Raw genomic sequence first — 12336 nt, forward strand, 5'->3', positions numbered from 1 at the left:
CAGGCCGCCACCGGCCACCAGCGTGGCATTGTTGTCGAGCAGCACATAGGTCTCACCCTCAGTGCCGATCTTCGACCAGACGTCGTTGTAGAGTGCCTCCTGGAACGACGCGTTGTTCGCGCGGTTGGTCACCCAGTTGACGACGTCGGTCTTGGGCGTCTGGTAGTGGAAGATTTCGCCGTCCTTGTGAGCCTTGTCGGTCTTGAGCGTCGCCAGGTAGTCATAAAGGCTGTCCGGATACTCGACGCCCTCCAGTTTCGGCTTCCAGCCAAGCACGGATACGTAGGTCATGATGCCTGACTTAGGGTCGTCGTAAACCTCGGTGAAATCCATGGAGTTGGTCATGTCGAGAACCTGGCCGAAGGTTGCGTTCGCAAAGGCGCCGTCTTCCACACCGAGTTCGCTGACGTAATCCGCGACGAGGTCGCTTTCCTCCAGCTTGCCATTCGCGACGGCAATCAGCCCGAGAAGCCCGCCGAAGGATTTGGTCGCGGACATCATCTGGTGCGGCTGGTTCGGGGTCATGCCGTTGAGATAGTTCTCGTAAACGATCTGGTCGCCGCGGATCACGACGAGGGCGTCAGTCCAGGTCTCCTTCTGCCAATCGGCGAGGCTCTTGGTGTTGCCCGTACCCGGTTCCATGATCTTGACGCCGTCTTCTATCGTCCAGTCTATCGTCTTGCTGAGCGGCACCGGCTTGTCGGCCGCCGGAACATTCGCCGTAGGATAGAACATCCGCATGTGTTGATAAGCCCAGCGGTTGTACGGCGGGTTCTGTAGGGCGTTGGACTTGTTCACCTGCTTGTCGGGCGGCGGCGGAAAGCCCTCCATCAGGCCGAGTTCCTTGGCCGTCGCGTATTTGTCCGCTTCCTGTGCGATCGCGGAAGTGGTCACTGACACCAGCGTCATGGCTGCTGTTGTGAAGAGGACTTTCTTGAATAGAGACCCGGTACCAATCACACCACTCACTCCTCTTAACTTTCTGTAATAAAACATACTTTTATAACTGGACTGCATAGCTCGTCCTGTTTGCCAGCCGAAATGAAATCAAAGCGCAATCCGCCCCCTGATTGAAAACACGCCAAGCACATCGCTCGACGGATCGGTCGCGGGGTCGACGATCACCAGGACATCCGGCGTCACGGCGATCTGCGGCGTAAGTTGCATGCGGTAGAAAGCTTCAAATCCATATTGCGGATCGAGCGCGGAATTTGACGGCTCCCCCCAGTTCAGACCGACGGCGAGGACATCGTCGTCATATCCGAACAGGCCTTCATAGCCGGCTCCAATGCTCACCAGATGCTTGAGCGATGTCGCGCCTCCACTGGAATAGCCGTAACGCGCGAACGGCACGACCGAACCGAAGCCTTTCTGAACCGATCCGGTAAAGCCCCAGCCTTCCGGACGTCCGATGTCCTTGCGCCCGTCCGAATGCCAGAACGTCAGATGGTAGTCATCGTTGCCGGGCGTGTAATCCTTGCCCGGCTCCAGCCCTTCGACGAAATCCGGCGTCCAGCCGACTTCGCCGATGGCGAAGAATTCCCGCTGGTTGAAGAAGCTGTCGAAGCCGTCCTTGATCGGGGATCCGTTCGCATCGAACAGGCCGCCGGCAAAAAAGATACCGTTCGTGAGCCTCGCCCCGCCCCCGAAGCCGAGTGCGGAAGCTGGATAGGGGATCGTCGGATTGACATTCTGCGGCTGGCCGATGAACCCGGTGCGCGGGCTCTTGTACTTGTTGTAGTCGAACACCGCGAAGGGTGCGATCTTGCCTACCCGGAACAGAACCCGGTCACGGACAAGGTGATGCTCGTACCAGAGCTGCGGAATGGAAAGATCCTGTTCGCCGTAACCGGCCGCCCCGGTCCAGATCGATCCGGCCTTCGGTGCCACGGACTGCGCCGCGGTCGCGTTCAGGAAGTTGAACCGCGTCTCGGCCTTGCCGCCGACCAGACCTTTGGGGCCGGTGCCGTTGCGGCCGAACACCTCCCAGGTGAAATCGAATTCGGCCCCTGCACCGGAGCCGGTCTCCCAGCGATTGTCGCTCGATGCGACCTGAACCACCTGATGATAGGCGACGGAAAATTTGAAGCCGGTTTGTTCATAAAGACTGTTCTTGAAGGCAAACCAGCGATCCAGAAACCCGGTTGCAGGTGTTTCCCTGACCAGGCTGTCCTTCGGCGTGTTGGCATCCCGGATGACATTGGGAACGTCGTTCGGATTTCGAATGACGGGCGCGTCACCGGCAGGCGGGGCTGTTTGCGCAATGGCCAATGCGGGCACGGCACACAAACTGAGAGCCAGGCTCAAGCTTATCGGTTTCATTTCACAATCCAGATTGCGTTTCCCAACTCCACACCTCTATGGGAAGAAAACGGAAAGCCCGAATTTCAGCTGCGCATCCGCGCCACCTTCGGGACGGGCGGCGAGGGCATAACCGCCGAGGCTGGCATCAACCGCGTAGCCACCGTCCAAGACGAAGGTCTTGCCGACCGTCAGCCCGACGGGGACCTGCCACCGGTCTCCGGCCTTTGCGGTCCAGTTGTAGGTGACGGAATTGTTGTAACCGACATAAGACCCGCCGAAGAGATCCAGATTGTACATGGCGATGGGCTGAACCGTTGTCAGGTTGAAGTTGTCCTCGCCCCAGTGATGAGCGACCAGAGCACCATACGAAAGATCGCCGGCAAAGCCGAAGATCACGCCTCCAAGCCCGGCTCCCCAGCCGGGACCGCCAACGACGTCATCCGTCCGGCTTCTGAGCGAGACCTGAGGACCGAAACCGACCTTGAAAGGCAGGTTTTCGATCTGCGGCACGAGGAAGCCCTGAAGCATGATGTCAGACAGGCCCCAGGTGTAGCCTGTGCCGCCGATCTGATCCGGTCCGAGCTTCGGAAAGGCCGCGCCATTGTGCACCCCGACAACCGGAAGGATGCCGCGGGCGATGAAATTGAAGCCGTATTCGGTCGGAATGGAATAGACCGGCTGGATCTGAAAGCCATAGCCTGTCTGCTCATCCGCTGTGCCGAACGAAATGGTATTGTCCGTCATGATCGCGCGGACGTCTGCAAGCGGGTCCTGCGCCTTGCGCGCCGCTTGGCAGGCCTCGTCGCAGGCATCCTGAGCAAGTGCGCCGAATTGACAGAAAACTGACAGGCAAAACGCGCCGGCAAAAGTGACTCTCAACTTGTTCATGGCGGTTAATTTTGGAATTCGATTTCTCCCGTGCACGGATGAGAGGTCGTCCCGATGGAGCCGTCTGGAAGTCTCGTGATTTCAATAGTTTGAGCCGAGAACGTGCGATAATACGCCGTGCCGTCGGCGTCATAGGCGGTAAGATAAAAGACCACCGTGGTTCCCTTTTCCCCATTGGCGGGAACGTAATTACAGATTGCGGTCTTCGGTGGTGTATCGGCAGCAGTTGCCGACGCCATTGCAAAGGGCAAAACTGTCAAGATTATCGATGGGGCCAACAGCTTCACAAACTTCATTATCGGATATCCATGTTCATTCACGCACTTCACGGCGCCGGCTTGTTTTCCAAGACCCTTTTGGTCTCAAAGGCTGCAACGATTGAGTGTCATAATCCAGACACCACCCTCAGAAAGGACAGATTCCGCCAGACGCGGTCCTCGTCGCTCTTCGTTGGTTAGATACCCGTGACGCTTTCGCGCGCGACCGCCACCTTGGACGCTCCGCCTCCATTGTCTCAGAACAGCAGGCAGGGGGGGGGGCCGGAACCAATTGACCTTGTGGTTCTGCCCGAGCTGTCAAGCTTAGAGTGTTCGCGCAAGTCTTTCGAGAAGCTTGACTAGCTTGCCGAGCCGTTGGATGGACCCAGTTTCGCGGCGCGAAATGTTGCCCGCGATTACGGACTCACCATTGCCTACGGCACTCCAATTATTACCTCTAACGGCCTCCAAATCGCTCAAGTAGTCGTGGGACCCAGAGGGGAGCTCCTCGGCGTTTTCTCCAAGATGCACATCGCGCATTCCGTACCGACCAATCGTGTCGAAGGGATGCACCTATTGCGAATGTGCTGACGGCGACTTTTCCCAGAAAGGGTTCGAAACGGGAATTCGCTGCGGGGAAAGGGAGTGACTGATTTCGAGGAAGAATCAAGGATCCTGAGAAAGCCAGATGACGGTTGATGCCAAGCCCCTTCGACACTCGTGCCACAAAGGCAGTTGCTCCTCTACCCGGACCCAGCGCGCACTAGCCTTAGCTTAGTCATCATTCGATCAATCTCGACGGTAAAAAAACAACAATAATGAAATCATCAACTGAGCTGGAACCACCCAAAGGCAAACCACACGCGCCGCAGCCTGTCCCGCTTTCAACAAACTAGCGGGAAGGACCCGCCCATGTCCGAACGCCTCATCTGCTCGCGAAGAAATTTACTCGTTCGAGTGGCTACGAATTTGCGGCGCATTTGAACATTACGCAATAACAATCGATCGCAGGTGGGACAAATCACCTTGATCAACCGTACGTCTGCGCTTCCTGGTCCGCATCGCGGCAAGGATATACTCTAGTCCGCCGCCCTTTCTTGCCATCTCGGCTTGTGTGGCTGCCTCCTGCCTGTCAGGCGTCATCCAATCGAGAATTGCGGCATAGTCTCTTTTGCAAAGGTTTGTTGCGGCCTTGTTCCATCGTCGTTCCGCCGATGACCTTGCCGCCTTGCTATGGCTGCGGCAATCGCCTCCATTGATGGGCAGGAGAAGGAAACTCTGCGCCCTCGACGTGTCTTCCCTCAAGAGCCCTTGATGTGCTTTCAATTGGCTCTGCGGTTGCGGCTCTTGCGGCGGCTTTTCTGCCCACCCGGCTTCGAGGGGTTTACCCGATTGGTTCTTTCGATGGGTTTCTTCGATGGGTTTGGGTTGCAGCGGTGCGACGTTAAACGTCGCATCCTCGCGACCTTGAACGTCGCGTCCCAGTGACTTTGAACGTCGCACGCGTACGACGTTGATTTCTGGTGCGTCGGACAATGTGTCAGGCCCCTCTCCCGTTTTCATCCGAGCGTCCCAATCTTCGACGATGGCACGGAACCGAGCCCAATTCGGTACATAGCTGGCGCGATGCGATTTACCGCCATGACTGGACTTCTCGATCAAATCGAGTTCATGAAGCGTCTCAGTCGCACGAATGACCGTCGCCCGATTAATACCGAGCAAGGTGACAAGCCGCTCAATGCCGGGATCACATTGACCAGTCCGCTTGTTGAAATGATCGATGATCGCACCGGCCACTCGTCTAGTCGCTTCAGTAACACCCTGCATGATATTAAGCGCCTTGTGAGCGAACAGGACGTCATTCTCCTTGAGGATCGCCATTTTACGCCCTCGGATACGCTAGAAGGTGTGCTTCTTTCGTGGCCGTGATGGCGTCACCGGTGCTGAGTTGGAACCGCTTGCGGAGCGCCTGGACCGCGGGACCGGAAATCGTGGAGCGATGCTGATAAAGCCATAATGCAGTCGACATTCTCCGGTTGGACGCTGCGTCGATTTCCTCAATCCTTTCAACGCCGCCTTTTCCATGGTTGGACAGAGTATGTGCTTGACTTTCAAGGTTACTCGCACAACCTCTCTGTCCGCCATTTTCTCTTCCAGGCACCACTTCGAAACGCTGATTTTCAGCCAGCGCACACGCGAGACAACACGCTTGAAAGATTACACTGCGTAAGCGTGATATGATGGCCGCGTACGCTGCCGATCAAAGCTCTATCAAAGCTTCCCCAAACATGGTCCTTACCCAGGCTGGCGTACCAATTGGGAGAAGACCCATGACCGTAAGACCTGATCCGACTTTCCATGCTTCGGCGAAACTGGCCATGCAGGCGCCAGTCGAGACCTTTGCCTACACACTGATGCTCAGCGCCGATTTTTCGCAACCAGACGGACTTGCCGTCATCGACGTCAAACCCGGCTCCGCCAGTTTCGGCAAGGTGGTTCACACCGTGATGATGCCGAACAAGGGGGACGAGTTTCACCATTTCGGCTGGAACGCCTGTTCCTCGGCCCTGTCGCCCCTCACGGGCCATGCCTTTCTTGAACGCCGCTATCTCATCATTCCCGGAATGCGGTCGTCACGCATCTACATCATCGACACCAAGCCCGACCCGACCAAAGCCTCGATCCACAAGATCATCGAGCCGGAGGAAGTCTTCGCCAAGACCGGTTACTCCCGGCCGCACACCATCCATTGCGGACCGGAAGGCATCTATGTCTCGACGCTCGGCGGGGGCGGACCGGACGGCACTGACGGACCTCCGGGGATCTTCCTCATGGACTGCGAAACCTTCGACATCATCGGCCGCTATGAAATCGACCGAGGCCCGCAGGAAAAGCATTACGATTTCTGGTGGAACCTGCCGCGCGACTACATGGTCTCCAGCGAATGGGCTCTGCCGCCGCAGTTTGAAAACGGCATCGTTCCCGAAGACCTCCTGTCAAACAAATACGGCCATCGCATTCATTTCTGGAACCTGCGCGAGCGGCGCAACGTCCAGACCATCGACCTTGGCGAAAACCACCAGATGGCACTGGAAGTCAGGCCCGCCCACGACCCGGTGAAGGAGTACGGCTTCGTCGGCGTTGTGGTCGACACGACCAATCTGGAAGGGTCGATCTGGACATGGTGGCGTGAGGGCGGAAAGTTTCATTGCAAAAAAACGGCAACGATCCCGCCTGAAGCGGCCGCCAAGGACGACCTGCCGCCCCTGCTGGCAGGATTTGAGGCGGTGCCGCCGCTGATTACCGACATCGACCTGTCGCTCGATGACCGGTATCTCTACGTCTCCTGCTGGGGAACCGGCGAGATGCGCCAGTACGACGTTTCCGACCCGATGAACCCGGTCCTCGCCGGATCCATCCATATCGGCGGAATTACGCGCAAGACCGCTCATCCAGGCGGAGGCGTCTACAAGGGCGGCCCGCAGATGGTCGAAATCAGCCGTGACGGCAAACGGGTCTATTGGACCAACTCGCTCTATTCCACCTGGGACGACCAGTTCTATCCGGACGGCGTCCCCGCCGCGATGGTGAAGGCGGATGTCGGAGAAGACGGCTCCTTTGCACTGGACAAGGATTTCTTCGTCGAATTCCCGGATGGCTACCGCACACACCAGATCCGGCTGGAAGGCGGTGACTGTTCGACGGATTCCTTCTGCTATCCGTCCGTCTGACATTGGAAACCGACTGGACGACCGCAGGTCTTTGGGCTGCCGTCATCGCCAGCGGCGTCTATCATGGCATCAACCCCGGCATGGGATGGCCGCTGGCCGTTTCAGCCGGATTGATGGGGAACGGACGCCGCGACCTGCTCATTTCCCTCGGGCCGCTCGCCATCGGTCATTTCCTGGCCATGGCGGGCATCCTCATGCCGTTTGCCGTTTTGACCTTTCTTGTCGCCTGGACAACGCAGATCCGTCTCGGCGCCGGATTGCTGGTCATTGCGGCCGGAATTTACCTGCTTGCCAGGCCGCGGCATCCGCGATTTATCGCCAGAATCCCGCCGTCAAAGCTGATCTTCTGGTCGTTTGCCGTGGCCGTGGCCCATGGCGCCGGCCTCATGCTGGTTCCCATCTATCTCGGCCTGTGCAGCACGGCGGACCTCGGCGCCGGTCATCAGGCCACCGCAACGCTGATGGGTTCCAACCTCGGCACCGCGCTGACCGTGTCCGTTGTGCATGCGCTTGCGATGATTGTGAGCGGTGGCGCCACCGCATTTGCCGTTCACGAGTGGCTCGGATTGCGTTTCATATCGAAAAGCTGGTTCAATCTGGACGTGGTCTGGGCGATAAGCCTGATCGCCATCGGGCTGATCAGCGTCGCCACCTTGCCATTCACCAATTAGAATTTGGCCCGCTCCTGCCCCTCCCCCTTGCCTTTTGAAGGCTTTTCCCTTATCCAGCGCGGCCCACTTCACGTTACAGACCCACCGTCCCTGCCGGGACCGCCCCTTGCCGCCACCCTTGCTGCTGGTGGTTCGCCCGCGTTTTTGCTGTGAGAAGGATCGCTGCCATGACCGAGACCATCGGACTTGATTTCGGAACGTCCAATACGGTCGCGGTTTCGGCAACAGGTGTGGGCGGCACGGTTCCGGTTTCCTTTGCCGACGGCGCGGAAGCTTTCACATCCCTGCCGACCGTCCTGAGCTTTCTCGATCGCAGCCCGGCCAGAGGCCCGCATCCGGAAGTCGGTCCCTGGGCGATCCGGCAGTTTCTGGAAAGCTACGGCGATGTGCGTTTCATCCAGTCCCTGAAAAGCTTCGCCGCCAGCGCCGCCTTCAAGGGCACCGGCATCTATGGCTCCCGGTTCGAGTTCGAAGACCTGATGGCGACATTTCTCAAATGCGCCTTCGAGCGGGCCGGCTCCGCTTTCGACCCGGCTTCCGTCCGTCTTGTCGTCGGCCGTCCGGTCGAATTTGCGGGGCACAGTCCGGACGAGGCACTTGCCATGTCGCGCTACCGGGCAGCCTTTGAAAAGCTCGGTTTCCGGGACATTCTCTTCGTGATGGAGCCGGTCGGGGCGGCCTTTTCCTACGCGCAGTCGCTGGAACAGGACACGACCATTCTGGTTGCCGACCTTGGCGGCGGCACCACCGACTATTCGCTGATGCGCTTCGAGACAAACGCCGGGCATCTGTCTGCAACCCCGCTCGGACGTGGCGGCATCGGCATTGCCGGCGACACCTTCGACTACCGCATCATCGACAACGTCGTCTTGCCGAAGCTCGGCAAGGGCTCGTCCTACAAGAGCATGGGCAAGGTGCTGGAGATCCCGCCCAATCTCTTTTCCAACTTCGCCCGCTGGCACATGCTGTCGATCTTCAAGACCTCCGACGACTTCAAGGAGATGAAGAAGCTGCTGCGCTATTGCCTGGACCCGGAAAAGATCGAGCTCTTCATCGACCTTGTCGAGGAAGATCAGGGCTACCCGCTCTATAAATCCGTTTCCGAAACCAAGGCGCGGTTGTCCTGCGAAGACGGAGCGGAACTCACCTTCGCGCCGCTCGGGAAGGACTTCCGGGCTGAAGTCTCGCGCCAGGACTTCGAGCGCTGGATCGCGCCGGATCTCAAGAAGATGGACAAGGCGCTCGACGCCACGCTGGAAAAGTCGGGTCTTGCGGAAAAACACATCGACCGGGTGTTCATGACCGGCGGCACGTCTTTCGTTCCGGCCGTGCGGCGGCAGTTCGCCGAACGCTTCGGTGAGGAACGCATCTCCGGCGGCAACGAGCTGACTTCGGTCGCAAACGGCCTCGCCCTGATCGGCGCCCGGGAAGATGCCGGCGACTGGGCGCTGGCGGCCTGATACACCTCTCACCCGGTCTTCAGGGGCACAACGCATTTCCCGAACAGCTCGGGCAATTCACCGTTTTGTGCGTTGAAACAACAGCGGCCGCTTCCTTTGATAGGTTCGCCTGGCAAGGAGACCAAATGCGGGATTTGCTCGCCTGATCAATTCAACGGATTTCCGCCCAAGAACATTTGGCGGAGCGCATCACGCATCGTCTTCGATCTGCCCGGCGTGAACGATTTGCTGAGCCGGAGGGTGCCTTGTGCCGAGTTGCGACAGGTTTATTGCTTTTTGTGGGACTTATCCTCTTCACGACGGCACTCCGCACGTCCGCCCAGAACAATTCGCATTTGAACCTGGTACTGGCCGTGGATGCTTCAGCCAGTGTCAATGATCAGGAATTCGAGTTGCAGCGAACCGGAATTGCGACCGCGCTTCGGGATTCTGATGTGCAGGCGGCCATCATCCAGGCCCCCGGCGGGATCAATGTAGCCATCGTGCAATGGGCAAGCGCCAGACACCAGGCGGTTGCGTTGAAGTGGACGCATCTGCGTGAGAAACGCGACATCGATGCGTTGGCCGAAAGAATCTTGGCGATGCCCCGCCGTCTCGCCGGCGGCAACACGATGATACATGCAGGCGTTGAATTTGCCGGGGAGATGCTCACACAAGCCCCCATACCTGCGGTGCGTCAGGTGATCGATGTCTCCGGCAATGGTCACGCAGATGACGTCCCGCTGCTTGAGAAAGCGCGCGACAGACTGGTCGCCAGAGGCATCGTCATAAACGGACTGGCCATTGAGGAAGATCCGCCCAACGTTACGCGCCATTTTCGCCGGCACCTCATTGGCGGGCCCGGTGCATTTGTCATTACCGCGCAGGATTTCCCGGACTTTGCGCGGGCGATGCGGCTCAAGTTTCTACGCGAGATCGGCACGCCGGTCGCCGCACGCGGCTGTTCTATCGAGGTCTGTCCGTATCTGGCCAGGATTGACAGCCCGGGCATTCGCTAGGATCAGGTTCTCGAACGATCCGCGAGAAAGGACCCGCTGTCATTGCCTTGTCAGCAAAAAACCTTCAGGTTCCTGACCGGACCCGGACAAGTCAAGGCGCACCATTAAGCGTCGCTCATTCGGCCTTCGGCGAACTATGATTGATCGGACATCAGCAGCCTCCTCAGCCGTGCAGGCACCAAGCGCCTACATCATTTGAAATCGGCTTCGCTCAAGGCGGGCTTTGCGAACGGAGCGGGCTTTCGCTGATTGGCGAACTTGTGCCGGCTATCGAATGCACGCGCTTGGTGGTCGACTGCATTGGATTATCAAAAAAATAGGCGCGGGACGCTATCGATCAGCAATTTTCCTGCCGTGATCGCGAGAAACCCATAAACGATCTTCACAAAGCTGCCTTGATCGACAAGGCGGTGCAGCCACGTCCCCGCATAGACGCCGACAAAAAGAAACGGTGTCATGAACAGGCTGATCATCAAGCTTTCTTTAGCCAGAGTTCCGGCTGACCCATATGCAATTGTCTTTAGCGCATTCAATGTGAAAAAGTACATTGTATTCGTGCCCACGAAGGTCGCCTTCTCGAGTTTCTGGCGCAGAAGGTATCCCTTTACTGGTGGTCCGCCGGCATGGGCGACAAAGCTCGCAAAACCTGAAACGCCCCCCAGGAAACTGATGACAATTTCAGGTGTTTGGCGCGCGACCCTCAGTTGGCGTCTCTGTGCAAGAAACTGCATCACAAAGAACAGGGCAAGCAAGCCGACAACAAACCTGATCGCATCTGCGTGCATGTACTGAAATGTGACACCGCCAATGCCAAGACCGACGAGCGCTCCGGGCAACAGGGCGAAAACAATCGGACGATTCCACTGATGCCGGTAGCGCCAGGCTATTAGAACGTCCATCGCCAGAAGGACGGGCATCAGGACTGCGGCCGCGAACTGAGGGGCAACAAAGAGGGACATGATGGGGACGGCCATGACCCCCAACCCGCCGCCAAAACCGCTTTTTGAGATGCCGGTGATCAGGATGGCAATAATTGAGACGACATAGAATGAAAGTGACAGATCCATAATCAATTCCTTGCGTTTGTGGATCTGGTACCGAATGATGATGAAACACGGAAACACTTTTATTCTTCTCTAAAAATCGCAAATTGAGATTATGTTCGATCTTAATGCCCTCAAGACATTCGTGCTGGCCGCCGAGGTCTTGAACTTCACCACCGTCGCCGAGCAGCGCAACACGGTGCAATCTGCTGTCAGCGCTCAGATACGAAAACTGGAAACTTCCATCGGCCGGCAGCTGTTTGCCCGCGGACGCGGTCAGGTAATGCGGCTTACACCCGAAGGCGAGGCCTTTCTCGTGTATGCCCGCCGCCTCCTCATTCTCTCGGAAGAAGCCGTTGAAACAGTTCGCACCACTGGGGCACGCCGGATAATTCGCCTTGGGACAACGGTGACACTTGCCATGTCGGTTGTCTGCGATGTCCTCGCAGCGTTCGCGACGCACAGGCCGGACGTTCAAATTCAAATTCAATGTGACCGCAGCGACGCGCTCCTGAAACGTCTGGACGATGGAGAAATCGACGTCGCATTCATGATGGACCAAGGGCGTCATGCTGGCCGCATGTTCGTCCATTCACAGCCCCTTGTTTGGGTCTGCGCGAAACACTTCCAGATGCCGGACGGCGAAACCGTGCCGCTTGCGTTTCTGACAGACGGCCGTGATTTAAGGCGTTATGCGCTGCGCGCGCTGGACGAAGTCGGCCGCCACGGGCATATCACGCATCTCAGCCCGCACCCCATCGGGGTTCGAGCACTCGTACAGGCCGGGCTGGCGCTAACTGTCATGCCCATATCGGCGGTCGTTCGACCTCTGCATATCGCTCCGGCGAGTTTATCGCTTCCCGATTTGTCACCGATTGCATTAGCAGGTTATCAAAAGGAGTCGGAAGGCGCTTCTGACACCTCTCTGCTATTGGATCTATTTGAAGCTTCCGTCAGGTGCTGATCAAAACAGTCATCCGCAAC

Annotated in this window: 11 protein-coding genes; 5 read left to right on the top strand and 6 right to left on the bottom strand. The window is 57.9% G+C overall.

Translation table 11 applies throughout. The features are described from left to right. The 5 genes from ACQY7U_RS06580 to ACQY7U_RS06600 all read right to left on the bottom strand — a co-directional run. Positions 1 to 969, bottom strand: a 969-nt coding sequence (locus tag ACQY7U_RS06580) for a serine hydrolase (RefSeq protein WP_428643008.1), incomplete at its 3' end; no start/stop codon positions are given. 78 nt (positions 970 to 1047) lie between these two features. Then, a complete protein-coding gene (locus ACQY7U_RS06585; RefSeq protein WP_428643009.1) occupies positions 1048 to 2322 on the bottom strand; it encodes a carbohydrate porin in 1275 nt (424 codons plus the stop codon). Between the two features lie 36 nt (positions 2323 to 2358). Next, positions 2359 to 3192 (bottom strand): hypothetical protein, encoded by an 834-nt coding sequence (locus ACQY7U_RS06590; protein ID WP_428643011.1) that lies wholly within the window; start codon positions 3190 to 3192, stop codon positions 2359 to 2361. Positions 3193 to 3197: 5 nt separating this feature from the next. After that, positions 3198 to 3488, bottom strand: a complete 291-nt coding sequence (locus tag ACQY7U_RS06595; RefSeq protein WP_428643012.1) for a hypothetical protein — start codon at positions 3486 to 3488, stop codon at positions 3198 to 3200. Between the two features lie 948 nt (positions 3489 to 4436). Further along, positions 4437 to 5330 (bottom strand): hypothetical protein, encoded by an 894-nt coding sequence (locus tag ACQY7U_RS06600; protein WP_428643013.1) that lies wholly within the window; start codon positions 5328 to 5330, stop codon positions 4437 to 4439. Between the two features lie 449 nt (positions 5331 to 5779). Here ACQY7U_RS06600 and ACQY7U_RS06605 point away from each other — a divergent pair, with 449 nt between their 5' ends. The 4 genes from ACQY7U_RS06605 (at position 5780) to ACQY7U_RS06620 (ending at position 10309) form a co-directional block, all read left to right on the top strand. Beyond that, positions 5780 to 7180: a selenium-binding protein SBP56-related protein gene (locus ACQY7U_RS06605; RefSeq protein WP_428643015.1), complete on the top strand. Its 1401-nt coding sequence runs from the start codon at positions 5780 to 5782 to the stop codon at positions 7178 to 7180. Between the two features lie 2 nt (positions 7181 to 7182). Then, positions 7183 to 7851, top strand: a complete 669-nt coding sequence (locus ACQY7U_RS06610) for a hypothetical protein (RefSeq protein ID WP_428643016.1) — start codon at positions 7183 to 7185, stop codon at positions 7849 to 7851. A 167-nt stretch (positions 7852 to 8018) separates the two neighbouring features. Beyond that, a complete protein-coding gene (locus ACQY7U_RS06615) occupies positions 8019 to 9311 on the top strand; it encodes an Hsp70 family protein (RefSeq protein ID WP_428643018.1) in 1293 nt (430 codons plus the stop codon). Positions 9312 to 9556: 245 nt separating this feature from the next. Next, positions 9557 to 10309: a DUF1194 domain-containing protein gene (locus ACQY7U_RS06620; protein WP_428643020.1), complete on the top strand. Its 753-nt coding sequence runs from the start codon at positions 9557 to 9559 to the stop codon at positions 10307 to 10309. A gap of 308 nt (positions 10310 to 10617) precedes the next feature. Here the strand turns inward: ACQY7U_RS06620 and ACQY7U_RS06625 are convergent, their stop codons facing one another. Next, complete coding sequence (locus ACQY7U_RS06625) at positions 10618 to 11376, bottom strand: sulfite exporter TauE/SafE family protein (RefSeq protein WP_428643022.1); 759 nt, start codon at positions 11374 to 11376, stop codon at positions 10618 to 10620. A 91-nt stretch (positions 11377 to 11467) separates the two neighbouring features. On the opposite strand from ACQY7U_RS06625, the gene ACQY7U_RS06630 reads away from it, so the two are divergent. After that, a complete protein-coding gene (locus tag ACQY7U_RS06630; protein WP_428643023.1) occupies positions 11468 to 12316 on the top strand; it encodes a LysR family transcriptional regulator in 849 nt (282 codons plus the stop codon). Positions 12317 to 12336 lie beyond the last annotated feature (20 nt).

This window comes from Roseibium sp. (assembly GCF_050301095.1).
Classification (GTDB): domain Bacteria; phylum Pseudomonadota; class Alphaproteobacteria; order Rhizobiales; family Stappiaceae; genus Roseibium.